Consider the following 25,394-nt stretch of genomic DNA (forward strand, 5'->3'; position numbering starts at 1 on the left):
TGATTTATGTACATCTTAACAAAAAGTTTCATCACTTTCAATTCACGAATAGGGGGATGTCATTCTTACGAACAAACCATTTCTTAATTCCAAGTTATCATCTGAATTTTGTGTGTTATGTTTCTGGACTTATTGAGAGGAATACAAACGAAAGGGGCTGCATTCCGTGTTAAAAAGAATCAAGCTCGTCATTGATTCGGGTAACGGTGACTTCGAAATCGCTGACGCTTTTCTGACACCCGATAAGAACCATGCCTACTTTGTTTCCGATGGTATCGTCAACTATACGATGGCCGCACGCACACAAGTTGAACGCGTCTATGTGGAATGCCACGTGTCGATCAAGCTGGGCGAAACGGCACGCGGCGATGTCGCCATTTACGATTTGCATGGAAAACTAAACTCAATGACGGCCTATCAACTATTGAACTTCCATGTCATTCATAATGTAAGCGACATCGGACTGCTTCGTGAAGACTAAAAAAAGCATTACTCCATCGTTTTTAATCCCACAAATGCAAGCAAGCCAGCCGTGGATGAATATCCGGAAGGGCTGGCTTTTCTCTTCAAAAGCTTGGATTAAGGGCGAATGTCGCACTTGTTCTTGATGAACCGTATCTGATTTTCCAGACGGTTGACCGTTTGCTGGGATTGTTCGTCCAACTCGGTAGTTTGCATCCCGGCCAACTGCTGCTGCAGCTCTTGAAGATCGCCGCCTGCATTGGAGCAGTCGTAATTGCTTTCGAGATTGTCAACCATGTCAAGAAGCACCTCCGCCTAAGTGAGTTCAAGCTTAGTATGGAACGTGCTTATCCAAGTATGCGGCTGACGTCAGGTAATTATAGGATCGACTGCGTGATGGGCAGCATAGCCTTATCTTCGGCGTTATTGTCGGAATACAAATCGTGTGCCCAATCCAGCCAGCCTTCGGGCAAACGCTTCGTGATGGAGGAACGGAGTTCTGAACTGGAGCAGGCCAACTCGTAAATGAGCAGCTCGTAAGTATGGAGTATGGAATCAAAATCCAGGCCAATATCGTCCATCAGCAATTCCTTCAATGCGCTTTCATTGTCACTGAAGTCTCGGTAAACCAAGCCATCATAAATTTCCGTAATCAGACCATTCTGAACACGAACAATTTTCTGACATGTTTTTTGCATTGAATCTACTCCTTACCCTAGGATAAAACTAATTATACCATACGATAAAATCGATTTTTGTAGAATATTGTAAGTGCTTTGTTAATTTTTGATCATTTTTTGGACAAGATATTCATTCTTTTTGCATATGCCTTTGGAACGAGGGGAAGCTAAACCAAGGAAAACAGGAAGGAGGCCCCGCGATGCATCAAGCGGATAGCTTGCAAAAAGTCGACTCCTATAAGGTCGGTGTCGGCCACATGAAAGAGCTTATGCCGACGATGGTGGAAGCATACCATCATTTTACAGCCGCTTGTTTTGCCCCCGGAGCACTGGATGAAAAGCAAAAGCAGCTGATTGCCCTTGGCATCGGCTTGTTTGCAAATAACGAGGTGTGTACGCTGTATCACGTTCAAGAAGCGCTGGCGAAAGGAGCATTCCGGCAAGAAATTCTCGAGGCGACGGCCGTAGCCTCGGCGGTGTCCAGCGGACATGCGATGTCTCAAGGGGTAACGAGGGTGGAACAGGCGCTGGATTCCTTGACGTGATTGGGGATGAAGCTATGAGATGGAGAACGAAAATGGGGCTTTTGCCCATCACCGGGATAACGGAAAGCGACCGAAGCACTAAGCGACTGCTTCAACGATTAGGACCGGGGCGAATCGTGGTGCTGGCGCACGATGATTTGGACGAGCTGGCCGTGCGCGGTCTGCTCCAGGCACGGGTGTCCGCTGTCGTGAACACGGGCCGGACGATGACCGGGACAATTGCCTCCCGGGCGGTTTTGGAGCTTCTGGAGGCGGGTACGCCGCTTGTGGAGACGTCTCCGGATGCCTTTGAGCTGCTGCAGACCTCCCGGACCATTACCGTGACCGACGACGGGATCAATACGGGAACGTCGTGGGTGCCCTGCCGTCGGTTTACCCGGCAAAGCTGGCTCGCCGGATACCGGGCCGCACAAGCTTCCGAACCGAAGCAGCTCGCCGGGTTTATCGAGAATACGCTAAAATACGCTGCCGAAGAAAAGGAGCAGCTGCTTGAACCGCTTCCGCCCGTTACGCTGCGGACGGAGCTGCCCGGAAGGCATGCGCTGGTGGTGGTGCGGGGAAGCGGGTACCGGGAAGATTTTGCTGCTCTGAAACGTTACATACGGAGAGTCCGTCCGGTGCTGATCGGTGTGGACGGAGGGGCCGACGCCATTCTGGAGGCGGGGTACAATCCCGACATGATTATAGGGGATATGGACAGCGTATCGGATTTTGCCTTATTCAGCGGGGCCGAATTAATCGTACATAGCTATCGGAACGGAGTGGCTCCGGGGATGGAGCGTCTTCGGTGGCTCGGGCTTGCGGCGGCTTCGCTGCCGACGGGAGGGACGAGCGAGGATGCGGCGCTCCTGCTGGCTTACGAACAAGGCTGCGAGCAGATTGTCACCGTTGGGCTCCACAGCCATATGCAGGATTTTATGGAGAAAGGACGCAAAGGCATGGGCAGTACCTGGCTGGTGCGGATGAAGATTGGAAGCAGGCTTGTCGATGCACGGGGGATCAGCCGCTTATACCCTGCAACCGAAAGGCGTAAGCCGGCAAGCTTAGGGGCGGCATGGCTCTCATTTGTCCGATTTTTGCATTGAGAGAAGGGAGAGAACGCCAATGGTTCCGCTTATATCCGTCATTATTCCGGCGTGGAACGAGTCCCGGCTGCTGGCTTCGACGCTGGAAGCGGTCTCGAAGGCGCAGGCGTCAGCGGAATTTTCATTCGATATGCAGCTCATCGTGGTGGATGACGGAAGCCGCGACGGTACGGGAGACGTTGCCTGCGCGTGGGCTGACGTCGTCTTGCGTTTTCCTGTGAATTCGGGCAAAGGAGCGGCGATGTTCGCGGGCTGGCAAGCGGCGTCCGGAGAGATTGTCGTGTTTCTGGACGCTGATCTCGGCAGCACCGCCGAAAAGTTCCCTCTGCTTCTAGAGCCTGTGCTGCGGGGGGAAGCGGATTTGACCGTGGCGAAGCTTCCGCCGGCAAGCATCCCGGGAGGCTTTGGGCTGGTCAGAGGCTTGGCCGGCCGCGGCGTTCGTCTGCTTAGCGGCTACGACTCGGGGGCTCCGTTATCCGGGCAACGCGCGATGCGAAGCGAAGTGCTGCGGTGCTGCGAAAGGAAATACCAAGGCTTCGGCGCCGAGGTCGGCATGATGGTCGATGCCGTCAGGCTCGGCTTTCGAATCGTCGAACTGGAGGTTCCTTTCCGGCACCGGGAGACTGGGCGGACCTGGCAGGGATGGATTCATCGCGGCAAGCAGCTCTGCGAGGTCGGACTTACCTTGTGGCAGTGCTGGCGGAAACCGGCATGCTAACTGTGACCGCCGGTTGGCTCTGGGAATGGGCGGTTCCGTCGGGCTTGCTGATCGCTGCAGGAGCCGTTCTGCTGCCGGGAACGATTCGTTTTTTGCAGGAGCACGGACTCTCGGAAACGAACTACCGGGGACTTCTTGTTCCGACGGCCGGAGGCGTGCTTCTATGGATGCTGCTTTTGCTATGGTATCTGTATGGGGTGTGCATACTGCCTTCCTCTTGGCCTGAAACAGACCGATGGATGCTGGCGGTCACGATGGTCGGTTTTGCGGGGCTGCTTGACGATCTGCTTGGGGAGCGGGAGGTCAAAGGGCTCCGCAATCATTGGAAGGCTTTAATCGAGCGGCGGAGGATAACAACCGGGTTCATCAAAGCGGGGACGACGTTAGTGGCCGGAATACTTATCCTGTTGCCGGTAACGGAGACGCTTCGCAGCGGGACCGGGACGACTTTCACGGCGGATAGCCGTACGCTGTGGTTTTTGCCCTTCAAGCTGCTTCTTATTCTGCTTGCCACCAATGCGGTGAATCTGCTTGACGTTCGGCCGGGACGGGCCTTAAAGGGCTTTTTTGTTTCTCTGCTTCTGCTCGTATGGCTTGCTTCTTGGAAGGAGGGCGGAACGGAAGCCGGTTGGAATGTATGGCGCCTGTTGGTTCCGCTAACGATTGGGGCGGGGATGCTCGCAGGCGCGGACCTGCGCGGGAAGGCCATGCTGGGCGATACCGGAGCCAATATACTGGGGTTTACGCTCGGCGTCGGGTTCTCGCTGCTGACCCCCGTTTCGGTGCAGGCTGCCGCATTAGCCTTGCTTGCCGGACTGCACGTGATCACCTGGCGGCGGTCGCTCAGCGTCATCATCGAGCGTCACGCGCTGCTCCGCTGGCTGGACCAAGTCGGCTGCGGACGAAGCTGAGCAACGACAAAAAAAGGGACAGGCGCATTGCTGACCTATCCCTTTTTGCGTTTCTTGCGAAAGCGCGGCGCGACATAATTGCGTTTGCGGTCCCGGAAAAAAATCCATCCCCCGATAAAAGCGACTCCTGCGGCAAATAGCAGCAATCCGAGCGCGAACTTCCACCAGAGGAAGCCGATCGCCGGATCGAATTGGGCGAACCAGGCGTCCTTCATGGCCAAAAATCCGTAAGTTGCCATGAGTCCGGGAACGACCAGCAGCAGCATCGCGATGAAACGAGAAATAACAGCCTTCATGCTTGGCTCCTTCTATGGCTTCAAAATCATTACTTTCTACGTTATCATAAATTTATCAAGAATTCATGTCATTTCACAATTTGGACTATATTTCTGCCGCACAATAGAGTTACAATAAGAGAATCTTAAGTAGAAGGAGGAATCATAGATGTCGCATACTTTTGATATGGTTGTTCTTGGCGGGGGCATCGGCGGTTATACGGCGGCCATTCGGGCCGTTCAGCTTGGAAAAAGCGTGGCCATCGTCGAGCAGGACAAGCTCGGCGGAACATGTCTACACCGCGGCTGTATTCCAAGCAAGGCGCTGCTGCGAAGCGCGGAAATATTCGCCCTCATGAAAGACAGCGACAAATTCGGCGTCGGAGCCGAGGCGGTCACCCTAGATTACTCTAAAGTCGCAAGCCGCAAAGACGCGGTAGTCGAGCAACTATACAGCGGGCTGCAATTTTTGATGAAAAAAAACAAAATTACCGTATTCCAGGGGAAGGGCAGATTAATCGGTCCTTCCATCTTTTCGCCGCGGAGCGGTACGGTATCCGTCGATCAAGGTGAGGACGAGATCTTGACGCTGCTGCCGGAGAAGGTGGTTATCGCGACGGGCTCCCGTCCGAGAAGCCTGCCGGGTCTGGAGACTGACGGCGAGACGATCCTGAACAGCGACGAGGCGCTTCGTCTGGAGAAGCTGCCGGCTTCGGCGGTCATTATCGGCGGCGGCGTCATCGGCGTCGAATGGGCTTCGCTGCTTAGCGATTTTGGCGTGCAGGTGACCGTCGTGGAATTTGCGCCCAGATTGCTTCCGAGCGAGGATGAAGACGTATCGCGCGAACTGGAACGGCTGCTGAAAAAACGCGGGGTTAGCGTGCGTACAGGCACCAAGGTGCTCACGGAATCCGTCCGCAAGCATGAGGGAGGCGTGACGCTGAATGTGGAACATCGCGAGGAACAAGCCGAACTATCGGCCGAAATCGCACTTGTTTGCGTAGGGCGTCAAGCGAACGTCGAAGGCATCGGCTTGGAAAATACCGATGTAAAGGTTGAAGGCGGCTTCGTTCGCGTCAACGATTCGATGCAGACGGCCGAGCTGCACATTTATGCGATCGGGGACTGCATCGGCGGACTTCAGCTCGCGCACGCCGCCGCCCACGAAGGATTGACTGCGGCGGAGCATGCCTGGGGCCTGCAGCCGCATAAGGTGGAGCCGCATCGGGTGCCGCGGTGCGTATATTCCCGTCCGGAGACGGCAAGCATCGGCTGGACGGAACGGGAAGCCAAGGAACGGGGACGCGACGTTAAGGTGTCTAAGGTTCATTTCCGGGCGCTCGGGAAAGCGATCGTGCTCGGGGAGACCGACGGTTTTATCAAAGTCGTAGCTGATAAAGAAACGAACGATTTGCTCGGCGTCCATATGATCGGACCGCACGTGACCGATTATATCTCCGAAGCGGCGCTTGCTCAGCTGCTGGATGCGACCCCATGGGAAATCGGGCAGACGATTCATCCGCATCCGACCCTCTCCGAGCTGCTGGGCGAGGCAATGCTGGCTGTGGACGGGCGGTCCATCAATATGTAGATTGCTGCCGTAAGGCCGGGAGAGCGCCTCTTTATCGAATAAAATTGTATTCATAAACCAAACGGTTTATAATATAGTTATAGTGTCTGGTATTAGCACCAGGTATTAAATATTCTCTTGCTTTTCTAAAAGGAGGCGTCTATACTCCATGTCCATCGGTCAAATAACAAAACACCGGCAGCTCGGATTGACGGACGGTCAGGCTCTGGAGATGTATACATACATGCTGAAAGCCCGCATGTTTGACGAGCGGTGCTTCCTGCTGCAGCGTTCGGGCAAAATTGCGTTCCACGTGTCCGGAATCGGCCAGGAAACGGCGCAAGTGGCTGCGGCCTTCGCGCTTTCGCGCGGGGAGGACTACTTTTTACCGTATTACCGGGATTACGGCTTCGTGCTTTCGGTCGGCATGACGTTAAAAGAATTGATGCTGTCCGTCTTCGCCAAGGCGGAGGACCCGAACAGCGGCGGTCGTCAAATGCCGGGCCATTTCAGCCATAAAAAGCTGAATATCGTGACCGGCTCTTCCCCGGTAACGACCCAAGTGCCTCACGCGGTCGGATTTGCGCTGGCAGCCAAGATGAAACGGAAAAACTTCGTGGCGTTCACGACCTTCGGCGATGGATCGAGCAATCAAGGCGATTTTCATGAAGGCTGTAACTTTGCGGGCGTTCACAAGCTGCCGGTCATTTTCATGTGCGAAAATAACCAGTACGCGATCTCCATCCCGCTGCACAAGCAGGTAGGCGGCAGCATCGCCGAGCGTGCCCACGGCTACGGCTTCCCGGGCGTTAAGGTGGACGGCCGGGATGTGCTTGAAGTGTACCGCGTCGTGAAGGAAGCGCGCGAGCGTGCCCTGCGTGGCGAAGGTCCGACCTTGATCGAAGCGGTCATGTACCGGATTCCTCCGCATTCGACGTCCGACAATGATTTGCTCTACCGCACCCCGGAGGAAGTCGAAGAAAACCGTGCGAAGGATGGCTTGCCTAGATTTAAGCAGTATCTGATCGACTGCGGCCTCTGGAGCGAAACGCAGGACGCGGAGCTTGCGGCGGCCATCAAGCAGGAATTGGTCGAAGCGACGAATTACGCGGACGATGCGCCTTTTTCGAAGCCGGAAGATACGCTCAAGCATGTGTACGCGGAACAGAGGGAGGGCTAATTCGTGGCGGTCATTACGTATTTAGAAGCGATTCGCACGGCAATGAAGGAAGAGCTGGAGCGGGACGAGAACGTGTTCGTCCTGGGCGAGGACGTCGGCAAGGGCGGCGTCATGAATGCGACGAAAGGGCTGAAGGAGCAGTTCGGGGAAGAGCGGATCATGGATACGCCGCTCGCCGAATCGGCAATTGCGGGCGTAGCGATCGGCGCCGCCATGTACGGGATGAAGCCGGTGGCGGAGATGCAGTATGCGGACTTTATTTTTCCGGCGACGAACCAGATCCTTAGCGAGGCGGCCCTCATCCGGTACCGTTCGAACAATGACTGGAGCTGTCCCATCGTGATTCGCGCTCCGTATGGGGCGACCGGTGGCGGCGCGCTGTATCATTCCCAATGTCCGGAATCCGTCTTTTTCGGCACGCCGGGGCTTGTCATCGTCGCCCCTTCGGACCCGTATGATGCGAAAGGGCTGCTGAAGGCCGCGATCCGCAATCCGGACCCGGTGCTGTACTTCGAGCATAAGAAATGCTATTTGTCTGTTACGGGCGAGGTGCCCGAGGAAGATTACATCGTGCCGATCGGCGAAGCGGCCGTGAAGCGGGAAGGCTCGGACATCACCGTCATCTCGTACGGCATCACCGTGCAATATGCGCTGCGTGCGGCGGAAGAGCTGGCCAAAGAAGGCATTCAGGCTCATGTGCTCGATCTGAGAACGCTGCAGCCTTTGGATACGGAGGCGATTCTCAAAGCGGCAGCCAAAACCGGCAAAGTGCTGATCATCCACGAGGATAACAAGACCGGAGGCGTCGGAGCGGAAGTGTCCGCGATCATCGCCGAGGAGTTGCTGTTCGAGCTGGACGCGCCGATTATGCGGCTCTGCGCGCCGGACGTTCCGGCCGTCGGAATGAACCCGCCGATGGAGAAGTTTTTCCTTCTCAATACGGATAAGATCATGGAAGCCATGCGTAAGCTGGCTTTGTTCTAGGAGGACCGTTACATGAACGATCAAGCGACGAAAGGAACCGGCGTCAAGGTTCCTCATCTGGCCGAGAGTTTGGTATCGGCGACGATCGGCAAATGGCTTAAGCAGCCGGGCGATTATATCGAACAGTACGACGCGCTGTGCGAGCTGATCACGGACAAGGTGACGGTGGAGATGCCGTCGCCGATCGAAGGCCGGCTGGTCAAGCTGCTGGCGGAAGAAGGATATACGGCGGCGGTCGGAGAAGAAATTTGTTTGATCGAGGAGCCGCATCAGGCAGGCGGCGGCGCAGCGGAAGCCGCAGAAGCCGCTTCTCAGCCACAGCGCGTTCAAGGCGGACAAGCCCGTCGCGAAGCTCAAGCTGCCGGCGGTGAAGCAGGTATGAGCGGCCGTTATTCGCCTGCGGTGCTCAAGCTTGCCGCAGAACATGGGATCGCGCTGTCGGAAGTGAAGGGAACAGGCCTTGGTGGCCGTATTACGCGCAAAGATGTGGAAGCTTATGTGGCAAGCGGCAAGCCTGCTTCGGTCGAAGCGGGAAAAACGGTGGCCGCCGTCAACGCGGAAGCCGCTGCGGAAGCTGCAACCGCCGGCGTATTCCTCCCGGTGCCGCCGAAGGTGCCGGTTCGTTCGACCGGCATCCATTTGTCGGAAAATCCGCCGCTGCCGAAAATTGAGGTGGAGGGTCAGCACCTTGATGGCCGCGGTGAGTATTTGATCGACGTGACGCCGATCCGCAATACGATTGCGAGCCGTATGCGTCAGAGCGTGACGGAAATTCCGCATGCCTGGACGATGATCGAGGTGGACGTGACGAACCTTGTGCTGCTGCGGAACAAAGTGAAGGGCGAATTCATGAAACAGGAAGGGATCAACATCACCTACTTGGCCTTCCTGCTCAAAGCGGTCGTCGGCGCGATCAAGGATTATCCGATCATGAACTCGGTCTGGGCGGTTGATAAAATTATCGTCAAGCGGGATATCAACATTGCGTTGGCTGTAGGAACCGAGGACTTCGTCGTCACTCCGGTCATCCAAAAGGCCGACCAAATGAATATTGCCGGCCTCGCCCGGGAGATCGATACGTTAACCCGGAAAGCAAGAGCCGGCAAGCTGACGCTTAACGATATGCAAGGCGGTACGTTTACCGTGAACAATACGGGCTCGTTCGGATCGATTTTGTCGTATCCGATCATCAACTACCCGCAAGCCGCCATATTGACCTTCGAATCGATCGTGAAAAAGCCGGTCGTCATCCAGGACATGATTGCCGTCCGTTCGATGGTCAACCTGTGCTTGTCCTTGGACCACCGCATTTTGGACGGGGTCATCTGCGGACGCTTCCTGCAGAGGGTGAAAGAGAACCTGGAAGCATACAATCAGGACACGAAGCTGTACTAAAAAGGTCGGCGGCAGCTCGGGGAGGCTTGTCCCTAACCTGTCGCCCGCCGACCAGCTTAGAAGAAATTGCTTACCGTAAACAACAGCGTGGACAACAGCATCGAGATGATCATCGTGTAGACGACGATTTTGAAAATCAATTTATTTCGCAACGAGTTCAGCTCCTTATCAAGGGAATACTATTCCTATAATAACCCAAGTGGCCTAATGGAGGAAAGCTATGATTCAACAAAAGCGATTGGTAGACGAATTTATCGAGTTGGTTCAAATCGACAGCGAAACGAAGCACGAGCAGGAAATCAGCCGCGTGCTGAAGGCAAAATTCACCGAGCTCGGCTTAAAGGTGGAAGAGGACGATTCCGCGGCAAAAACCGGCCACGGCTCGGGTAATCTCATCTGCACGCTGCCGGCGACATCCTCGAAGCCGCTGCCGAAGCTGTTCTTCACTTCGCATATGGATACGGTTACTCCGGGGAAAGGTATCAAGCCGCAGATCGGCGAAGACGGTTATATCCGCAGCGACGGAACGACGATTCTTGGGGCGGACGACAAAGCGGGTCTTGCCGCTATGTTCGAAACGATTCGCGTCCTGAAAGAGAACAATATCGAGCACGGGCAGATTCAGTTTATTATTACGGCGGGCGAGGAATCCGGCTTGATGGGCTCCCGGGCGATGGAGGCCAAATGGGTCGATGCGGATCTCGGCTTCGCGCTGGACTCCAACGGCACTATCGGGGATATCGCCGTAGCCGGTCCGACGCAGGCGAAGGTGTACATCACGTTCTGGGGCCGCTCGGCTCATGCGGGCGTGAATCCCGAAGCGGGCGTTAGTGCGATTACCGTTGCGAGCAAAGCGATTTCGCGCATGCCGCTCGGACGCATCGACAAAGAAACGACCGCGAACATCGGACGCTTCGAAGGCGGCGTGGAAGGCGCGACGAACATCGTCGTCGAGCGGGTAACACTCGAAGGCGAGGCGCGCAGTATCAAGCAGGCCAGAATGTACGAGCAGGTTGAGAAAATGCGTCAAGCGTGTGAGGAAGCGGCAGAGGAAATGGGCGCGAAGCTTGACTTTAAAAGCGAAGTGATCTACCCGGCGTTTATGTACGACGAGTCCGATCCGGTCGTAAAGCTTGCGATAAACGCGCTGACGAAGGTCGGCTGCACGCCGCGCACCTTCCATTCCGGCGGCGGCAGCGACGCCAATAATTTCAACGGCATGGGCGTACCGACCGTGAATCTGGCTGTCGGCTATCTGGACATCCACACGACGAAAGAACGGATTGCGATCTCGGACCTTGTCAAAACGGCCGAAGTGGTCGTTTCGATCATCAATGAAGTTGCCAAGGCATAATGCTTGACCTTCCGGCATAAAATAAGTGCATACAGGTTGTTTAATCGCTGCTTATCTCTTTTGGGTAAGCGGCGATTTTTTTTGTGCGGGAGCGGGAGGAAACGGTGCATGAGGATCCAATGGGAAACGGCTGTCGTTACGGAAACGGTGGGGGAACCTTTGTCGTCGCATAGTTTGCAGGAGGTCCGCGTGCGGCTTGGAAACGGTGAAACGGCGGCTGCGCTGCACGATCTTGCCGTAGGAACGCCGCTTCGGCCAGGGGACGAGGTGCTGCTGAATACGACCGCCGTTCGTTTGGGGCTCGGTACAGGCGGCGTGCATTTTGTTCATGCAAAACTTGGCAGGTTGGACGAGAGCGTCGACAGGCCGGAAGTTCCAGTAGGTATAAACCCGCAGGAGCCGGAGACGCAAGATAGGCTCCGGCCCACCGGGCCGCAGGAAGGGCACATTATGAAGCTGCGCTACACGTCTTTACAGCGGGCCGTGCTCTCGGTTGAGGAGCCGTCAAGTCCGCATCACGCTCTCTTTGCCGAATCACGTACGCTGAGCGGGATGCCGGTGCTCATCGGCGAGCTCCACAGCATGCTGCCTGCCGCCGTCTGCTGGCTCCGCGAGCTTGTGCGCGAGGCGGGAGCGTCGGTACCGCGCATCGCTTATGTCATGACCGACGGGGGCGCCCTGCCTCTGGCGGTCAGTGGACATGTACGGCGATTGCGAGAGCTTGGCTGGCTGGCCGGGGCGGTCACGTACGGCCATGCCTACGGCGGCGACGTCGAAGCCGTCAACAAATACACGGCGCTCCTTGCCGCGAGGCATGTGCTGGAAGCTGATCTGGCCGTCGTCTGCATGGGCCCCGGCATCGTAGGCACCGGCACGTCATACGGCTTCAGCGGCATCGAGGCGGGCGAGCTTGTGGGCGCGGTGCATACCCTCGGGGGCGCACCCGTGGCGATGGCCCGCATCAGCTTCGCCGATCCGCGGCCGCAGCACCGCGGGCTGAGCCGCCATACGGCGGTGGCGCTAGGCCAAGCCGCGCTCGCTTCGGCCTGCGTCCCGCTACCGCTGCTGCCCGCCGAAGCGGAAGCCGCGCTGCTGCGCGAGCAGGTCCGGCGGAGCGGGCTCGCCCGGCGTCACCGGCTGCGGTGGGAGACGCCGCCGCCCTTGGAGCACATGGCCGCCGCGCTGGAAGCGTACGGACGGCCAATTACGACCATGGGGCGAGCTTGGCAGGACGATCCGGCGTTTTTTTCGGCCATTTGTACGGCGGCAGGAACGGCATACCGGCTCCTTCGGAACGGGGGCCCGGATAAGTCATAGCTGCTTGGCCGGATCGCGTCCCGTCCAGAAAAGTCGCAAGCGGCACATCGGGCGGGACGCGGTCCAGCGCCATTTTCAAATAGTTGCGGATTTCCCAGCCTTTGCCCACCAAGCGAAGCTGTCCTGCATTGACATACGTTTTCATAGAGTACCCTCCTGCTTCGATAGGTTTATATAGTCCACCTTATGCGGGAGACGACACGATTATGTCCTTAGTCGGACGGCCAGCAGTCGCCGGATGTGATATAATGGGCCTTGGTCTTATTCTAACCATACCCGTTAAGAGAAGAGAGGAATCTTCCATGCCGCATAAGACGCATAAAAAATTCGAAGAAGTGACCGTCTCCACCCAGCCGATTTTTCAAGGCAAAATCATCTCTTTGCAAGTGGACACCGTAAAGCTGCCGAACGGCGGGGAAGCAACCCGCGAGATCGTCAAGCATCCCGGTGCAGTCGCGGTTCTGGCTCTTACCCCGGATGACCGAATGATTGTTGTCGAGCAATACCGCAAGCCGCTGGAGAAAAGCCAGGTGGAAATTCCGGCAGGGAAACTGGACGCCGGCGAGAATCCGCTGGATGCCGCCAAACGCGAGCTGGAGGAGGAAACCGGCTATACCGCCGGCTCGATCCGCCATATCAGCTCTTTCTATACATCGCCCGGCTTCGCCGACGAAATTCTTCATCTGTATGCCGCCGAGCAGTTGGTGAAGGGACAAGCGAACCCCGACGAAGACGAATTCCTCGAAATCGAAGAGCTTACGCTGGAGCAGGCGCAAGCGTATATCCGGGAGCAGCGGATCAGCGACGCCAAGACGATCATGGCCGTTTATGCCTGGCAGCTGTACAAGCTTACCGGTTCGTTCCCGACATGAGCACGAACGCTTACTACGCCGACCTGCACATTCACATCGGACGAACGGAAGCGGGCGAAGCGGTCAAAATCAGCGCCGCGAACAACTTGACGTTCTACAACATCGTGCGGGAAGCGTCGGAGCGCAAAGGGATCGACATGATCGGCATCATCGACTGCCATTCGCCGGGCGTGCAGCGGGAAATGCTGCATTATTTGGATACAGGCGAGATGGAAGAGCTGGAAGGCGGAGGCATCCGTTTCCATCGGACGACCGTCCTGCTGGGCTGCGAGATTGAGGTGCGAGACCCCGGCTTGGGGACCGCCCATTTGCTCGCTTATCTGCCTAAGCTTGGCGACATGCAGAGCTTCACGGATTGGCTGCGCAAGCATATGAAAAATGTGCAGCTCAGCTCGCAGCGCATCTATGTCACAGCTCGGGAGCTTCAACGAGAGATAATTGCGCGCGGAGGAATACTGATTCCCGCGCATATTTTCACCCCGCATAAAAGCGTCTATGGAAGCTGCTCGACGCGGATGGAGCATTTGCTCGATTTGGACGGGATCGCGGCGGTAGAGCTCGGTCTCAGCGCCGATTCCGTCATGGCCGGGTATATCAGCGAGCTGGACCGTTACACGTTTCTGACCAACTCCGATGCCCATTCGCTCCCGAAGATCGGACGCGAATACAATAAGCTGGCGCTTGAGGCGCCGACGTTCAAGGAGCTGCGGAAGGCTTTGTCGCAGGAGGACGGACGCCGTGTGCTGGCCAATTACGGACTCAATCCACGGCTCGGCAAATACCACCGCACGTACTGCGGCGATTGCAGCTCGATTCTCGACGAACAGGAGCAGACTGCCGTGGAGCGCTGCTTGTATTGCGGCAGCCCGCGGATTGTCCGCGGCGTCATGGACCGCATTTTGAGCCTTGCGGACCGAGCGGAGCCTTGGGTCGCCCCGGATCGTCCGCCTTATTGCTACCAAGTGCCGCTTGAGTACATTCCGGGCCTCGGGCCGAAAACGTTCAATCGTCTCATCGAGCGGTTCGGCTCCGAAATGAACCTGCTGCACCGCGTATCATTCGAAGAGCTCGCGGATGCGGCGGGCGAAACGATTGCCAGTTACATTATGGAAGCGCGCGCGGGCACGCTGCGGCTCGATACGGGCGGCGGCGGCAAATACGGCAAAGTGTCCGCACGGCAGCAATAACGCGATAAACGGACAGAGTCATAAACCTGTGCGCCCCCTCATATTCTGTACTATTCGGACAAGGGGGGCGCGCCAGCATGATGCGGAACCGTACGCTGGAACAGTACATGAAGGAGCATTTGTCGTTCTATTTATTCGTAGGCGTCGTCTTTGTCACAGGCGTCGTTTTTGGTGCGGTTATGGTGAACGCCCTGTCGCTGGAGCAGAAACAGGAGCTGAGCCGGTATTTGGGCAGCTTTTTTGCGTCCGTCCATCAAGGCGGTCTGGAAGGCGATGTTACGGGCTCGTTCAAGGATTCGTTTTCCATGCATATCAAATGGTTTTTAATTATTTGGGTGCTGGGCCTGTCCGTCATCGGCCTGCCGCTAATCCTTATTCTGGATTTTTTGAAGGGCGTGCTGGTCGGCTTCACCGTGGGCTATCTGGTCAGCACCTTATCTTGGAAAGGCCTGCTGTTTGCACTCGTTTCGGTCGTGCCGCCGAATCTGGTGGTCATCCCTTTGCTGCTCGTATGCAGCGTCACGGCGATGGCCTTCACGATTTATCTGGTCAAAAACCGGTTTATCAGCCGCAAAGGCGCTCTATACGAACCGTTTATGCGATTTTCGGGCGTCATTCTGGCTTCCGGGGCGCTGCTGCTCGGCGTGGCGGTATTCGAGGCTTACGTCTCTCCGGCCATGATGAAATGGGTAACGCCCATGCTGGTAACGATGTCCGGCTCTTAAAAGGTTTGACTTTCCCTAAGTCCTCCTCCTATAATGTAAGCATGAAGAAAGCTTAAGCTTACGAGAAAGGTTTTGCTTCGGTGCAAAACCCTGTGGGGGAGAAGCATGGAATCTCGCATCGATAAAATCAAACAACAGCTGCAATCGCAAGGCTACAAGCTGACGCCTCAACGGGAAGCGACCGTCAGGGTTTTGCTGGAGAACGAAGAGGATCATCTGAGCGCGGAAGACGTTTTTATGCTCGTCAAAGATAAAGCGCCCGAAATCGGCCTTGCCACCGTGTATCGTACGTTGGAACTGCTCAGCGAGCTGCACGTTCTCGAGAAAATGAACTTTGGCGACGGCGTGGCCCGCTACGACTTGCGCAACGACAGCTCTCATCACCATCATCATCACCTCATCTGCGTGCAGTGCGGCGCCGTCGACGAAATTATGGAAGACTGGCTGGGCGCGCTGGAAGAACGGCTGGAGCGGGAATACCGGTTTCAGGTGCTCGACCACAGGCTCGATTTTCAGGGCATTTGCCACCGTTGCCGCGATAAGAACAAAACGTAAAGACAAAACCTTCGGCTTGATGCTTGATCAAGTATGAAGGTTTTTTGCATTTTGCCACATATTCGCACCGAAAAGGCAAACGCTATACAATAACATACGACTTGGTTGAAAAAGGTACAGGAGGCATGGGACGATGATCATCGGGATACCGAAGGAAATCAAAAACAACGAAAACCGCGTCGCCTTAACCCCCGGCGGCGCAGCGGTCCTGAGAGAAGCCGGGCATAGCGTTATTGTGGAAGCAGGAGCCGGCGCGGGCAGCGGATTTTCCGACGACGAGTATGCGAAGGAAGGCGCCGAGCTGCTTCCTTCGGCTGCTGAGGTTTGGAGCAAGGCGGAAATGATTATGAAGGTGAAGGAGCCGCTGCCTGCGGAATTCGGTTATTTCCGTGAAGAGCTGACCTTGTTTACCTATCTCCATTTGGCAGCCGAGCCGAAGCTGACCGAGGCGCTCGTGCAGCATAAAGTAACCGCCATCGCGTACGAAACAATTCAGCTGCCGAACGGGGGGCTGCCGTTGCTAACTCCGATGAGCGAAGTAGCCGGACGGATGTCCGTTCAGGTCGGCGCGCAATTTCTGGAGAAAAATTACGGCGGACGCGGCATTCTGCTCGGCGGCGTACCCGGCGTGCCTCCGGCGGACGTGATCATTTTGGGCGGAGGCATCGTCGGAACCAACGCCGCGAAAATGGCGCTCGGACTCGGCGCCAACGTCGTCGTCATCGAACGCAGCGCGGAACGGCTCCGGTATCTGGACGACGTGTTCCACGGGCGCATCCGTACGTTGATGTCCAATCCTTACAATATTGCCAACGCGGTACAAAAGGCGGATCTGCTGATCGGGGCCGTCCTTATTCCCGGAGCGAAAGCGCCGAAGCTCGTCAGCGAGGAGATGGTGCGGCAGATGAAGCCGGGGGCCGTGATCGTAGATGTAGCCGTCGATCAGGGCGGATCGATTGCGACGGTGGATCGCGTGACGACGCACAGCGCGCCGACGTACGAGAAGCATGGCGTCCTTCATTATGCGGTCGCCAACATGCCGGGAGCCGTGCCGCGGACCTCTACGCTGGCGCTCACGAACGTGACCATCGGCTACGCCCTCGAATTGGCCGGCAAAGGGGTTACCCGCGCGCTCTACGGCAATCCGCCGCTGAAGCTCGGCGTGAATACCTACCAGGGCCACGTCACGTATCCCGCGGTAGCCGAATCCCTCGGCCTGCCTTATACGGGCTTGGATTCGCTGCTGCCGATCAGCTGATAAAGGCGGCGGCCCATTTCGTCCCCGTTCATTACCCGAGTACGCATAATTTGGCCGGTCCGGTCATAGTGTACTTTTAGAACCTGTCTGAACTCCCTCGGTCCGGCGTTAAGCCGACGGTGGGGAGCAGGGGAGGAGGGGACAAGCCGTGATTGTTCATGTTCGGGCGCGTAAATGGCTAGGCCGCTTTCGCTTCGCGTTCTTGTTCGTGGTGTTTACGTTCGCGCTTTATCACATGCTGCTTGTCGTTACGCGATGGCTGGAGCCGGAGCCGAAGTACAAGGAGCCCACAGGCCGCGCCGTCAAAGCGTTCCAGAACGATCCGGTAGCTGCGGCTTCGGACAAGATCACGATGAGCGAACGGCTGAAGCTGTTCTACCGGATTGGCGAGTAAAAAAGCTTCCCGATGAGGAAGGAAAATGGGTCCCGTATGTGGAATTGTTTTAAAAGCGCCGATGCAAGACACAAAAGGGGATCAATTGCGCATGAAACAGGAACTCAACTCGTTTATCCGTTTTTTGGCGGAGGACCGGGGCCTTGCTCAGAATACGCTGGACTCGTACCGACGCGATTTGTCTCAGTATATAGATTATTTAGAAATCTCTGGCGTCTCTTCGCTGGGCGACAGCGGGAAACTGAACATTTCCGGCTATATGCTGGACCTGAAGCAGCGGGGAAGGGCTACGGCCACGCTTTCCCGGAGTATGGTTTCCATCCGCGCCTTTTACCAATTCCTCGTGAAGGAGCGTCTGCTGGATAGCGATCCGTCGCTGCACTTGGAGACGCCAAGACTCGAGAAACGTATTCCGAAGGTACTGTCGGTTCAAGAGGTTGGCAAGCTGCTCCAAGCCCCCTTGACGACGACGCCCAACGGGATGCGGGATAAGGCGATGCTAGAGGTGCTGTACGCGACGGGAATCCGGGTATCGGAGCTCATCTCGCTTGACGTGGACAGCGTCAATCCGAGTATGGGCTTTATCCGTTGTGTCGGCAAAGGCAAAGAACGGGTCGTTCCGCTCGGGAGAATCGCTTCGGAGTACGCAGAGGCTTACATCCAAACGATGCGTGCGAAGCTGCTCAAGCCGTCCAAAGCCGAGGAGGCGCTGTTTGTCAGCCATTTGGGGACCCGGATGACGCGTCAGGGCTTCTGGAAAATCATTAAACGTTACGCTGCTGAATCCGACATTCAGATGGAAATCACCCCGCACACGCTCCGGCACTCGTTTGCCGCGCACCTGCTGGAGAACGGAGCCGACCTTCGGTCCGTTCAGGAAATGCTCGGTCATGCAGACATCTCGACAACGCAGATATATACACAAGTTACACGAAGCAAAATGAAGGAGGTTTATGATCGGACCCATCCTCGGGCCAAAATCGAATAGTCTTCCGGCGAGCCCGTTCCTCCGCGCCTGAGAGACCGGGTTTTTCGTATTGCGGCTTTTGCAAACCATGTCCGCTTTTGCGATAATAAAGGTAGGCTTGTCGAAAGGACCGGCCTGCAAGGATGGCATTGACTCACAATACTCAAGTTTACGATTTCATTGTCGCGTTGCTGCGCAATGCCCGAATCGGCGCTTACGAAGAAAGCATTGCTGTGCAATGCCCGGAGGAGGGACATCCATGAAATTTAAACGAGTCTGCTTGATTGTGCTTGATAGCGTTGGGATCGGAGAGCTGCCGGATGCCGCGCGTTTTAACGATACTGGCGCCCATACGCTCGGCCATATCGCGGAGCGCGTGCCGTCGCTGCGTGTGCCCCATATGCAGCAACTTGGCCTCGGGAATATTGCCGGGCTGCAGGGTGTTGATCCGGTTGAACGCCCAGGCGGATATTACGGCAAAATGGCCGAGGTATCGGTCGGCAAAGATACGATGACCGGTCACTGGGAAATCATGGGTTTGAATGTAACCGTTCCGTTCAATGTATTCCCGGAAGGCTTCCCGCCGGAGCTGATCGCCCGTTTCGAACAGGAAACCGGGCGCAAGGTCATTGGCAACAAGCCAGCCTCCGGAACGGAAATATTGGATGAGCTAGGCGAGGAGCAGATGAAAACCGGGGCTTGGATCGTCTATACTTCGGCGGACAGCGTGTTCCAGCTTGCGGCGCATGAAGAGATCATTCCGTTGGAGGAGCTGTACCGTGCCTGCGAGATTGCCCGCAAGCTGACGCTGGAAGATCCGTATGCGGTCGGTCGTGTCATTGCGCGGCCCTATGTCGGAACGCCCGGGGCGTTCAAGCGTACGCCGAACCGTCACGATTATGCGGTGAAGCCGTCGGCTCCGACGGTCATGAACCGGCTGAAGGATGCGGGATTCGGTTGCATCGCGGTCGGGAAGATCAACGATATTTTTGACGGCGAAGGCGTGACCCGTGCGCTTCCGACTAAAAGCAATCTTGACGGGATTCACAAGACGATTGACGTTATGGGAGAGTCGTTCCAAGGGCTGCTGTTTACGAACCTCGTCGATTTTGACTCGCTGTATGGGCACCGCCGTAACCCGGAAGGGTATGCTATGGCGCTTAATGAATTCGACGAATGGCTGCCTAAGCTGATGGAACGGGTCGGCAAGGACGACCTGCTTATTTTGACTGCCGATCACGGTAACGATCCGATTCATCACGGGACGGACCATACCCGCGAGTATGTGCCGCTTCTCATATACAGCCCGGCGTTCGAAACGACGGGGACGGTCGGAGTTCGCAGCACGTTTGCGGATCTCGGCGCGACGGTTGCCGATAATTTCGGCGTAAAGGGAACGGGCAACGGCACCAGCTTTTTGAACGAATTGAAATAACAAGTACATATTGCCGGGGAGGACGAATCGAATGAGCGATCAAACGACGCTGTTGAAGAACATTAAGGAAGCTGCGGAATATATCCGCGGGAAATATCCGGAAAAGCCGGAAATTAGCCTTATTCTAGGCTCTGGCCTCGGCGTGCTGGCCGATTTGGTGGAAGGCGGGGTAACGATTCCTTATGAGGATATTCCGCATTTTCCGGTATCTACGGTGGAAGGCCATGCCGGCGAGCTGCTGCTCGGCAAGGTGGAAGGCAAGCACGTGCTGATGATGAAAGGCCGTTTTCATATGTATGAAGGATACGGCGTCGAAACGGTATCGTTTCCGGTCCGTGTCATGAAGGAGCTCGGCGTGGAGAAGCTGCTGGTGACTAACGCTGCCGGAGGCATCAACACGTCGTTCGAGGTCGGTGACCTGATGCTGATCCGCGATCATATTAACTTTACGTTCCGCAACCCGCTCATTGGACCGAACCACAACGAGCTGGGCGTTCGTTTCCCGGACATGTCCGAAGCGTACAGCCGCCGTCTGCGCGAGACGGCGAAAGAGGTAGGGGCAGAGCAGGGGCTGAAGCTGCAAGAGGGCGTATACCTTGGGCTGCTCGGACCGTCGTACGAAACGCCTGCGGAAATCCGCATGATGCGGACGCTCGGCGGCGACGCCGTGGGCATGTCCACCGTGCCGGAAGTGCTTGTTGCACGGCACGCGGGTATGGAAGTACTCGGTTTTTCCTGCATCAGCAATATGGCGGCGGGCATCCTGGACCAGCCGTTGTCCCATGCAGAGGTCATGGAAACGACGGAGCGCGCGAAGCCAAAATTTCTTAAGCTGGTGCTCGGAATCATCTCGCGAATCTAGAATGTCATGCTGATGGAACGGCGTCCGCCTTCAAGCGGCTGCCGAATTCGATTCGAAAGAGGGAGAAGAGATGGAACCGAATTACGTTGAGCATATTCAAGAAGCGGCACAATGGATCAGCGACCGCATCGAACGAAGATCTTTAGATATGGGCTTGGTGCTGGGCTCCGGCCTTGGCGATATGGCCGCTCAGGTGGAGGATGCGGTCGCCATTCCTTACGATAGAATTCCGCATTTTCCGGTATCTACGGTGGAAGGCCATGCCGGGCAATTTGTCATTGGCAAGCTGGAAGGCAAAAATGTCATCGTCATGCAAGGCCGGTTTCATTATTACGAAGGCTACTCCATGAAAAAAGTCGTCTTCCCGATCTACGTCATGAAGCAGCTCGGCGTTCGGTCGCTTGTCATTACGAACGCGGCGGGCGGCATGAACCGCGGTTTTCAGGCGGGCGATTTGATGCTGATCTCCGACCAGCTTAACATGACCGGGGACAACCCGCTCATCGGTATCAATCATCCGGAGCTCGGTCCCCGTTTTCCGGACATGTCGCAGGCGTATACCCCGCAATTCCGCGATCTGGCCAAGCGGATTGCTGCCCAAATGGGACAGGAGCGCGGCGAAGCGATCCGCTTGCAGGAAGGCGTATACACGGGCAGTAGCGGTCCGAACTACTTGCCCCCAGCCGAGCTGACGATGCTCGCGAACCTCGGCGGCGACGCCATTGGCATGTCTACGGTAGGTGAAGTGATTGCTGCAAGCCACGCAGGCCTTAAGGTGCTCGGCATCTCCTGCATCACCGACATGGCAATTGGCGAAGAGTTGGAGCCTCTCACACATGAGCAGGTAGTCGCTGTAGCAAACCGCACGAAGCCGATTTTCATCGAGCTGGTGCGACGGTTTGTCCGTGAAGTGCAGGTGTAGAGAAGGTTTTAATAAGTCCCACCTTAGCAAGTAGTGGTGGTTAAAAACGAATTAGACACGATGACTACTTTCTGTCGATTTAATAAATCGAGAGGGAGTGGTCTTTTTTTTGTTATCGAAAATTGATATTTAGCTTTTTTTTAGATTCCTGCATTGAGAAGGAGCGGGAATTGTCATATCATCCCACTTTATAGCGAACCATGGTATAATGTGCCTATATTATTCAAGAGTTGATTACATAAAACCAACAATGAAGCAAGATTTTATGATTGGGGGTGTTGTTGTGGAGCAAAGTTCGCATTTGATCCTCCCTTGGGTAGTAGTTGACACAAGGACAGCGATAGCCTTGGAAAAGCAATTAATGAGGGAGATTAACCAACATCATCAGTTGTACGGTCGCATCCTAAAGACGATGGCGAGATGTGAAGCAAATGATGATGTTTTATTCCATGATATAGATAACAATCGGTTTGTGCTTGTACATTTAACGTGGTCGAACAATCAAAATGCAGAATTTCCTCGGTTCGACTATTTTTCTACGTTTAGTGACTTTATTGATTATTGCAAAGAAGAATACGAATGAAAGAGCGATTTTATTTAATTGGGGATGTTACATTTTATGAAAATGATGTGGTGTTGGCGATGTAAATGTGAGATGCCCATGTTAGAAGAAGATGAATACGCAAGGATATATGAACTTTATGGTCAGTGTTTTGAGGCAACAAAGAAATTTAGACAAGAACATGGGTTACCACTTGAAAAGATTACAATGAATGAAAGATTTAGTCCTGTTGTAAAGGAGTATGAGAATATAACAGGGGTTGCAGGGGTTCATCACAATGCAATAATGCACCATAGACTATCGCTTTTTGGAGAACCATGTGAATATTGCGGTAAACCACTAAGAACACCCAATGCAAAGCTATGTGCCCATTGTGGCAAGTATAAATAAAACAAGGATTTTGTATACTTATTGAGTGGATTTATATGAATCGGAGGATTTTTATGTACGACTTTATAAGCATCTATTCTGATACATTGCACTCGAAGTACATTAGAACAGAGGTACTTGAAAAATATTTGGTCTCCAATCTAAAGTTCAACAAGGAAAGCAACTTGAATTTTTTTAAAGAGATAGGTGGAGAGATCATTAAAATTAACGGTATCCCTGCTAATTCGCGAGGAAACTATGCGTATGATTCGCTTGAAGGGGTTGAAGAAATAAATTTGATTGAAATAGCTGTCCCATGGAAAATCGAAGATGATTCAAAAAAAGAAGTAATTGATATTGCTAGTGCTGTAGCAAAACATTTTTTATGGATGATTGATGAAAGTTAAACTAAGGTAGAGAACAATAGAAACCATTCCATTGTAAGGAGTAAAATAAATTGTGTAATCTCTCAACTGAGATAAATTTGTCAATACTGTTCGGCAGACACCAAGGGCTGATCAATTCTTGGCTTCCCTTGCAATCAATTCGGAGAGCAAGAACCGGGGAGCAGGTGCCAGTTGAACTACGGGGTCTCGTTTTCGTTGTGTGAGAAAGTGAACGTGCACGGTTCGGAGAAACTTCTGCTTTTTACTTATGTGACGGAGCAAGCCCCGCTCGAGGGGTATAATGGTACAATGAATAGATCCCTGAGAGCCTTCACTTCTAGGCCTTCGGGGATTTTTTCTGTGCATGGCTCGAATACGATTGACAATGAATTGGTTTGGATATATAGTTAGTTATATAAGTAATTAACCAGTTTGGTGGTGAACAAATGACCTTAATAGACGACAGCCGTCCGATTTTTGTTCAGATCGCCGAACGGATTGAAAATGACATCATCGAAGGCGGCATGCCCGAAGAATCGCAAGTACCTTCGACGAATCAATTCGCGGCATTTTATCAGATCAACCCGGCAACGGCGGCAAAGGGAGTCAATCTGTTGGTGGACCAAGGCATATTGTACAAGAAGCGGGGGATAGGCATGTTTGTAGCGTCCGGCGCGCGCGCACAATTGATGGAGAAGCGGAGAGAGCAGTTTTTTGAGCAATATGTGGTGACGATGGTCCGGGAAGCCGAGAAGCTCGGGATTACATCGGAGCAGCTGATGGATATGATCCAGAGAGGGGATGGAGGCAAATGAATCCGATCGTCGAAGTAACTCGGCTGACGAAGTCGTACGGGAACGTAACAGCGGTGGACGGCATCAGCTTTTCCATCGAGCCGAACAAAATTTACGGGCTTCTTGGGAGAAACGGAGCGGGCAAGACGACGGTCATGCATATGCTCACGGCTCAAATTTTTCCTACCAGTGGAGAAATTGAAGTGTTCGGTGAAAAACCGTACGAGAACAATAGTGTACTTAGCAGAATGTGCTTTATCAAAGAAAGTCAAAAGTACCCGGACAACTTCCAGGTTATCGATGTGTTGGAGGTGGCGGAATCGTTGTTTCCGCAGTGGGACCGGGAGTTCGCCTACGAGCTGATTGAGACATTCGGGCTTCCGCTGAAAAGGAAAATGAAGAAGCTGTCCCGAGGCATGCTGTCCGCTGCAGGAATTGTTGTGGGTCTTGGCAGCCGAGCGCCGCTCACGATTTTCGACGAGCCGTATTTAGGCCTCGATGCGGTAGCCAGAGGGTTATTCTACGAAAAGCTGCTTGAGGATTACTCGGCCCATCCGAGAACCGTCATTTTGTCGACGCATTTGATCGATGAAGTCAGCCGGCTTCTGGAGCACGTGCTTGTAATCGATCGCGGCAAGCTGATCTTGAACGAGGATACCGAAGCGCTTCGGGGGCGGGCGTTTACCGTCGTAGGAAAGGCCAGTACCGTGGAAAAATTCACTCGGACCCGGGAAATCATACATCAGGAAGGGTTCGGCGGACTGATTTCGGCAACGGTGATGGATGAACTGAGCGAGAAAGAACGGAAGGAAGGGGAAGGGCTTGGGCTCGAATTCTCCCCCGTTTCCTTACAGCAGTTAGTCGTCCATTTAACGAAGCATACCTCGGATAGAAAGGCGGGAAGTGCTCTATGAACCGCATTGTGAGCGTAACGAAAATGTATTTGAGAGATAAGCTTTCCTGGATATACATGCCTTGGATCATTCTGTTATTCAATCTCATCATACATCTTACCATCCGATTTTCGATCGGCGCGAAAGACGGAATGTATTCGGGCGGCATTACTTCTCTTTACGTATATACGCTTGTTATCGGGATCATCGCTCTGCCTCAAACGTTCGTCTTTGCACTTGGCTTGGGTGTCCGGAGAAAAGATTATTTTGCCGGTACGGCTATGAACTTCACTCTAATCAGCCTGGGTACGTCCATCCTAATACTGCTTTTCTCCCTGCTTGAAGGATGGAGCGGCGGCTGGGGAGTGGGGCTCCACTTCTTCCGTATGCCCAATTGGGGCGACGGTACGGTGATCGGGCAAGTGACGAGAAACTTCGTGTTAATGCTGCATCTGTTCTTTCTTGGATTTGTCATTTCGAGCGTCCAGCGGCGATATGGTTGGTTCGGTATGATCGTGCTATCAGGTGTCGTCTTCGCAGGTGTTAGCATCCTTGTCTTTTCTTTAAGCTATTACCAATGGTGGGGCGCTCTGTTTCAATGGATAGCGGGCATAACCGTGTCCGAATGGACAGGCTGGTTGTTTGCGCTAATGGTCGTCTATGCGCTTGCGTCGTATACCATGCTTCGCAAGGCGGCAGTATGACGAAACCGAAAGGTAAAATAACGTTATAACGAA

32 protein-coding genes and 1 pseudogene are annotated in these 25,394 nt (G+C 54.6%); 28 read left to right on the forward strand and 5 right to left on the reverse strand.

Annotated features, from left to right (window positions below; translation table 11 throughout):
- Positions 1-166 precede the first annotated feature (166 nt).
- Complete coding sequence (locus BLO51_RS00330) at positions 167-481, forward strand: hypothetical protein (protein ID WP_090665631.1); 315 nt, start codon at positions 167-169, stop codon at positions 479-481.
- A 98-nt stretch (positions 482-579) separates the two neighbouring features.
- Here BLO51_RS00330 and BLO51_RS00335 read toward each other — a convergent pair whose 3' ends face one another.
- Together BLO51_RS00335 and BLO51_RS00340 are read right to left on the reverse strand one after the other, a co-directional pair.
- On the reverse strand, positions 580-759 hold the full coding sequence (locus BLO51_RS00335; protein ID WP_090665633.1) for a DUF2524 domain-containing protein: 180 nt from the start codon (positions 757-759) through the stop codon (positions 580-582).
- Between the two features lie 80 nt (positions 760-839).
- On the reverse strand, positions 840-1,160 hold the full coding sequence (locus BLO51_RS00340) for a hypothetical protein (protein ID WP_090665635.1): 321 nt from the start codon (positions 1,158-1,160) through the stop codon (positions 840-842).
- A gap of 182 nt (positions 1,161-1,342) precedes the next feature.
- Here BLO51_RS00340 and BLO51_RS00345 point away from each other — a divergent pair, with 182 nt between their 5' ends.
- Genes BLO51_RS00345 through BLO51_RS00360 form a run of 4 tightly spaced genes read left to right on the forward strand, consistent with a single transcriptional unit; the run spans position 1,343 to position 4,401 of the window.
- A complete protein-coding gene (locus tag BLO51_RS00345) occupies positions 1,343-1,687 on the forward strand; it encodes a carboxymuconolactone decarboxylase family protein (RefSeq protein WP_090665637.1) in 345 nt (114 codons plus the stop codon).
- 14 nt (positions 1,688-1,701) lie between these two features.
- Positions 1,702-2,772 (forward strand): putative cytokinetic ring protein SteA, encoded by a 1,071-nt coding sequence (gene steA, locus BLO51_RS00350; RefSeq protein ID WP_245719473.1) that lies wholly within the window; start codon positions 1,702-1,704, stop codon positions 2,770-2,772.
- Positions 2,773-2,791: 19 nt separating this feature from the next.
- Positions 2,792-3,490 (forward strand): glycosyltransferase family 2 protein, encoded by a 699-nt coding sequence (locus BLO51_RS00355; RefSeq protein WP_090665639.1) that lies wholly within the window; start codon positions 2,792-2,794, stop codon positions 3,488-3,490.
- A complete protein-coding gene (locus BLO51_RS00360) occupies positions 3,484-4,401 on the forward strand; it encodes a hypothetical protein (RefSeq protein ID WP_167670062.1) in 918 nt (305 codons plus the stop codon). Before BLO51_RS00355 ends, BLO51_RS00360 begins: the two co-directional genes overlap by 7 nt.
- Positions 4,402-4,436: 35 nt before the next feature.
- Here BLO51_RS00360 and BLO51_RS00365 read toward each other — a convergent pair whose 3' ends face one another.
- Entirely contained in the window at positions 4,437-4,697 is a 261-nt protein-coding gene (locus tag BLO51_RS00365) for a DUF2627 domain-containing protein (RefSeq protein ID WP_090665643.1), read from the reverse strand.
- A gap of 148 nt (positions 4,698-4,845) precedes the next feature.
- Here BLO51_RS00365 and lpdA point away from each other — a divergent pair, with 148 nt between their 5' ends.
- The 4 genes from lpdA (at position 4,846) to BLO51_RS00385 (ending at position 9,805) form a co-directional block, all read left to right on the forward strand.
- Positions 4,846-6,267: a dihydrolipoyl dehydrogenase gene (lpdA, locus tag BLO51_RS00370; protein ID WP_090665645.1), complete on the forward strand. Its 1,422-nt coding sequence runs from the start codon at positions 4,846-4,848 to the stop codon at positions 6,265-6,267.
- A gap of 148 nt (positions 6,268-6,415) precedes the next feature.
- The gene (locus tag BLO51_RS00375; protein WP_090665647.1) at positions 6,416-7,426 is read left to right on the forward strand and encodes a thiamine pyrophosphate-dependent dehydrogenase E1 component subunit alpha; all 1,011 of its coding nucleotides are present in this window, start codon (positions 6,416-6,418) and stop codon (positions 7,424-7,426) included.
- A gap of 3 nt (positions 7,427-7,429) precedes the next feature.
- Entirely contained in the window at positions 7,430-8,410 is a 981-nt protein-coding gene (locus BLO51_RS00380) for an alpha-ketoacid dehydrogenase subunit beta (protein WP_090665649.1), read from the forward strand.
- A 12-nt stretch (positions 8,411-8,422) separates the two neighbouring features.
- Positions 8,423-9,805 carry a dihydrolipoamide acetyltransferase family protein gene (locus BLO51_RS00385; RefSeq protein ID WP_090665652.1) on the forward strand — a complete coding sequence of 461 codons (1,383 nt, stop codon included), beginning with the start codon at positions 8,423-8,425 and terminating at the stop codon, positions 9,803-9,805.
- A 56-nt stretch (positions 9,806-9,861) separates the two neighbouring features.
- Here the strand turns inward: BLO51_RS00385 and prli42 are convergent, their stop codons facing one another.
- The gene (prli42, locus tag BLO51_RS28985; RefSeq protein WP_167670063.1) at positions 9,862-9,957 is read right to left on the reverse strand and encodes a stressosome-associated protein Prli42; all 96 of its coding nucleotides are present in this window, start codon (positions 9,955-9,957) and stop codon (positions 9,862-9,864) included.
- A gap of 68 nt (positions 9,958-10,025) precedes the next feature.
- On the opposite strand from prli42, the gene BLO51_RS00390 reads away from it, so the two are divergent.
- Together BLO51_RS00390 and BLO51_RS00395 are read left to right on the forward strand one after the other, a co-directional pair.
- Positions 10,026-11,159 (forward strand): M20/M25/M40 family metallo-hydrolase, encoded by a 1,134-nt coding sequence (locus tag BLO51_RS00390; RefSeq protein WP_090665654.1) that lies wholly within the window; start codon positions 10,026-10,028, stop codon positions 11,157-11,159.
- 108 nt (positions 11,160-11,267) lie between these two features.
- Positions 11,268-12,476: a DUF3866 family protein gene (locus tag BLO51_RS00395; protein WP_090665656.1), complete on the forward strand. Its 1,209-nt coding sequence runs from the start codon at positions 11,268-11,270 to the stop codon at positions 12,474-12,476.
- Here BLO51_RS00395 and mciZ read toward each other — a convergent pair.
- The gene (mciZ, locus tag BLO51_RS00400) at positions 12,364-12,621 is read right to left on the reverse strand and encodes a Z-ring formation inhibitor MciZ (protein ID WP_090665658.1); all 258 of its coding nucleotides are present in this window, start codon (positions 12,619-12,621) and stop codon (positions 12,364-12,366) included. The genes BLO51_RS00395 and mciZ overlap by 113 nt on opposite strands.
- 157 nt (positions 12,622-12,778) lie before the next feature.
- On the opposite strand from mciZ, the gene BLO51_RS00405 reads away from it, so the two are divergent.
- The 17 genes and pseudogenes from BLO51_RS00405 to BLO51_RS00485 all read left to right on the forward strand — a co-directional run bounded on the left by BLO51_RS00405 (position 12,779) and on the right by BLO51_RS00485 (position 25,361).
- Positions 12,779-13,348 carry an NUDIX hydrolase gene (locus BLO51_RS00405; protein ID WP_025846519.1) on the forward strand — a complete coding sequence of 190 codons (570 nt, stop codon included), beginning with the start codon at positions 12,779-12,781 and terminating at the stop codon, positions 13,346-13,348.
- A complete protein-coding gene (locus tag BLO51_RS00410; protein ID WP_090665660.1) occupies positions 13,345-14,535 on the forward strand; it encodes an endonuclease Q family protein in 1,191 nt (396 codons plus the stop codon). Before BLO51_RS00405 ends, BLO51_RS00410 begins: the two co-directional genes overlap by 4 nt.
- 77 nt (positions 14,536-14,612) lie before the next feature.
- A complete protein-coding gene (spoIIM, locus tag BLO51_RS00415) occupies positions 14,613-15,260 on the forward strand; it encodes a stage II sporulation protein M (RefSeq protein WP_090665662.1) in 648 nt (215 codons plus the stop codon).
- A gap of 105 nt (positions 15,261-15,365) precedes the next feature.
- Positions 15,366-15,815, forward strand: a complete 450-nt coding sequence (gene fur / locus BLO51_RS00420) for a ferric iron uptake transcriptional regulator (RefSeq protein ID WP_036680872.1) — start codon at positions 15,366-15,368, stop codon at positions 15,813-15,815.
- A gap of 133 nt (positions 15,816-15,948) precedes the next feature.
- On the forward strand, positions 15,949-17,073 hold the full coding sequence (ald, locus tag BLO51_RS00425; protein WP_090665664.1) for an alanine dehydrogenase: 1,125 nt from the start codon (positions 15,949-15,951) through the stop codon (positions 17,071-17,073).
- Between the two features lie 148 nt (positions 17,074-17,221).
- On the forward strand, positions 17,222-17,467 hold the full coding sequence (locus BLO51_RS00430) for a DUF4227 family protein (RefSeq protein WP_090665666.1): 246 nt from the start codon (positions 17,222-17,224) through the stop codon (positions 17,465-17,467).
- Between the two features lie 91 nt (positions 17,468-17,558).
- Entirely contained in the window at positions 17,559-18,455 is an 897-nt protein-coding gene (gene xerD / locus BLO51_RS00435) for a site-specific tyrosine recombinase XerD (RefSeq protein ID WP_090666157.1), read from the forward strand.
- A gap of 238 nt (positions 18,456-18,693) precedes the next feature.
- Positions 18,694-19,869 carry a phosphopentomutase gene (deoB, locus tag BLO51_RS00440; RefSeq protein WP_090665668.1) on the forward strand — a complete coding sequence of 392 codons (1,176 nt, stop codon included), beginning with the start codon at positions 18,694-18,696 and terminating at the stop codon, positions 19,867-19,869.
- Between the two features lie 31 nt (positions 19,870-19,900).
- The gene (locus tag BLO51_RS00445) at positions 19,901-20,731 is read left to right on the forward strand and encodes a purine-nucleoside phosphorylase (RefSeq protein ID WP_090665670.1); all 831 of its coding nucleotides are present in this window, start codon (positions 19,901-19,903) and stop codon (positions 20,729-20,731) included.
- Between the two features lie 70 nt (positions 20,732-20,801).
- Positions 20,802-21,653, forward strand: a complete 852-nt coding sequence (locus tag BLO51_RS00450) for a purine-nucleoside phosphorylase (RefSeq protein ID WP_090665672.1) — start codon at positions 20,802-20,804, stop codon at positions 21,651-21,653.
- A gap of 250 nt (positions 21,654-21,903) precedes the next feature.
- On the forward strand, positions 21,904-22,236 hold the full coding sequence (locus BLO51_RS29640) for a hypothetical protein (RefSeq protein WP_090665674.1): 333 nt from the start codon (positions 21,904-21,906) through the stop codon (positions 22,234-22,236).
- A 78-nt stretch (positions 22,237-22,314) separates the two neighbouring features.
- Positions 22,315-22,605, forward strand: coding sequence for a hypothetical protein (locus tag BLO51_RS00460; RefSeq protein ID WP_245719474.1), 291 nt, complete (start codon positions 22,315-22,317; stop codon positions 22,603-22,605).
- A 53-nt stretch (positions 22,606-22,658) separates the two neighbouring features.
- Positions 22,659-22,991 (forward strand): hypothetical protein, encoded by a 333-nt coding sequence (locus BLO51_RS00465; RefSeq protein ID WP_245719475.1) that lies wholly within the window; start codon positions 22,659-22,661, stop codon positions 22,989-22,991.
- Positions 22,992-23,105: 114 nt separating this feature from the next.
- A pseudogene (locus tag BLO51_RS31105) lies at positions 23,106-23,258 on the forward strand (glutathione peroxidase); the annotation flags it as partial.
- A gap of 158 nt (positions 23,259-23,416) precedes the next feature.
- A complete protein-coding gene (locus BLO51_RS00475) occupies positions 23,417-23,785 on the forward strand; it encodes a GntR family transcriptional regulator (RefSeq protein ID WP_090665682.1) in 369 nt (122 codons plus the stop codon).
- Entirely contained in the window at positions 23,782-24,678 is an 897-nt protein-coding gene (locus BLO51_RS00480; protein ID WP_090665684.1) for an ABC transporter ATP-binding protein, read from the forward strand. The genes BLO51_RS00475 and BLO51_RS00480 overlap by 4 nt, the downstream gene beginning before the upstream one ends.
- Complete coding sequence (locus BLO51_RS00485) at positions 24,675-25,361, forward strand: hypothetical protein (RefSeq protein WP_090665686.1); 687 nt, start codon at positions 24,675-24,677, stop codon at positions 25,359-25,361. The genes BLO51_RS00480 and BLO51_RS00485 overlap by 4 nt, the downstream gene beginning before the upstream one ends.
- The last annotated feature ends 33 nt before the right edge of the window (positions 25,362-25,394 follow it).

This window comes from Paenibacillus tianmuensis (assembly GCF_900100345.1).
In the GTDB taxonomy this organism is placed as follows: Bacteria; Bacillota; Bacilli; order Paenibacillales; family NBRC-103111; genus Paenibacillus_G; species Paenibacillus_G tianmuensis.

Excerpts from the sequence above, each read along its gene's own strand:
- BLO51_RS00340 (WP_090665635.1), bottom strand. The coding sequence starts at position 1,160 with ATGCAAAAAACATGTCAGAAAATTGTTCGTGTTCAGAATGGTCTGATT.
- BLO51_RS00390 (WP_090665654.1), top strand. The coding sequence starts at position 10,026 with ATGATTCAACAAAAGCGATTGGTAGACGAATTTATCGAGTTGGTTCAA.
- BLO51_RS00375 (WP_090665647.1), top strand. The coding sequence starts at position 6,416 with ATGTCCATCGGTCAAATAACAAAACACCGGCAGCTCGGATTGACGGAC.
- BLO51_RS00485 (WP_090665686.1), top strand. The coding sequence starts at position 24,675 with ATGAACCGCATTGTGAGCGTAACGAAAATGTATTTGAGAGATAAGCTT.
- BLO51_RS00475 (WP_090665682.1), top strand. The coding sequence starts at position 23,417 with ATGACCTTAATAGACGACAGCCGTCCGATTTTTGTTCAGATCGCCGAA.
- BLO51_RS00365 (WP_090665643.1), bottom strand. The coding sequence starts at position 4,697 with ATGAAGGCTGTTATTTCTCGTTTCATCGCGATGCTGCTGCTGGTCGTT.
- BLO51_RS00445 (WP_090665670.1), top strand. The coding sequence starts at position 19,901 with ATGAGCGATCAAACGACGCTGTTGAAGAACATTAAGGAAGCTGCGGAA.
- fur (WP_036680872.1), top strand. The coding sequence starts at position 15,366 with ATGGAATCTCGCATCGATAAAATCAAACAACAGCTGCAATCGCAAGGC.
- BLO51_RS00355 (WP_090665639.1), top strand. The coding sequence starts at position 2,792 with ATGGTTCCGCTTATATCCGTCATTATTCCGGCGTGGAACGAGTCCCGG.
- BLO51_RS00450 (WP_090665672.1), top strand. The coding sequence starts at position 20,802 with ATGGAACCGAATTACGTTGAGCATATTCAAGAAGCGGCACAATGGATC.
- BLO51_RS00385 (WP_090665652.1), top strand. The coding sequence starts at position 8,423 with ATGAACGATCAAGCGACGAAAGGAACCGGCGTCAAGGTTCCTCATCTG.
- BLO51_RS00395 (WP_090665656.1), top strand. The coding sequence starts at position 11,268 with ATGAGGATCCAATGGGAAACGGCTGTCGTTACGGAAACGGTGGGGGAA.
- mciZ (WP_090665658.1), bottom strand. The coding sequence starts at position 12,621 with ATGAAAACGTATGTCAATGCAGGACAGCTTCGCTTGGTGGGCAAAGGC.
- BLO51_RS29640 (WP_090665674.1), top strand. The coding sequence starts at position 21,904 with ATGAAGCAAGATTTTATGATTGGGGGTGTTGTTGTGGAGCAAAGTTCG.
- BLO51_RS00410 (WP_090665660.1), top strand. The coding sequence starts at position 13,345 with ATGAGCACGAACGCTTACTACGCCGACCTGCACATTCACATCGGACGA.
- BLO51_RS00360 (WP_167670062.1), top strand. The coding sequence starts at position 3,484 with ATGCTAACTGTGACCGCCGGTTGGCTCTGGGAATGGGCGGTTCCGTCG.
- steA (WP_245719473.1), top strand. The coding sequence starts at position 1,702 with ATGAGATGGAGAACGAAAATGGGGCTTTTGCCCATCACCGGGATAACG.
- BLO51_RS00480 (WP_090665684.1), top strand. The coding sequence starts at position 23,782 with ATGAATCCGATCGTCGAAGTAACTCGGCTGACGAAGTCGTACGGGAAC.
- spoIIM (WP_090665662.1), top strand. The coding sequence starts at position 14,613 with ATGATGCGGAACCGTACGCTGGAACAGTACATGAAGGAGCATTTGTCG.
- xerD (WP_090666157.1), top strand. The coding sequence starts at position 17,559 with ATGAAACAGGAACTCAACTCGTTTATCCGTTTTTTGGCGGAGGACCGG.
- BLO51_RS00465 (WP_245719475.1), top strand. The coding sequence starts at position 22,659 with ATGTACGACTTTATAAGCATCTATTCTGATACATTGCACTCGAAGTAC.
- BLO51_RS00460 (WP_245719474.1), top strand. The coding sequence starts at position 22,315 with ATGTTAGAAGAAGATGAATACGCAAGGATATATGAACTTTATGGTCAG.
- BLO51_RS00335 (WP_090665633.1), bottom strand. The coding sequence starts at position 759 with ATGGTTGACAATCTCGAAAGCAATTACGACTGCTCCAATGCAGGCGGC.
- deoB (WP_090665668.1), top strand. The coding sequence starts at position 18,694 with ATGAAATTTAAACGAGTCTGCTTGATTGTGCTTGATAGCGTTGGGATC.
- ald (WP_090665664.1), top strand. The coding sequence starts at position 15,949 with ATGATCATCGGGATACCGAAGGAAATCAAAAACAACGAAAACCGCGTC.
- BLO51_RS00345 (WP_090665637.1), top strand. The coding sequence starts at position 1,343 with ATGCATCAAGCGGATAGCTTGCAAAAAGTCGACTCCTATAAGGTCGGT.
- BLO51_RS00405 (WP_025846519.1), top strand. The coding sequence starts at position 12,779 with ATGCCGCATAAGACGCATAAAAAATTCGAAGAAGTGACCGTCTCCACC.
- lpdA (WP_090665645.1), top strand. The coding sequence starts at position 4,846 with ATGTCGCATACTTTTGATATGGTTGTTCTTGGCGGGGGCATCGGCGGT.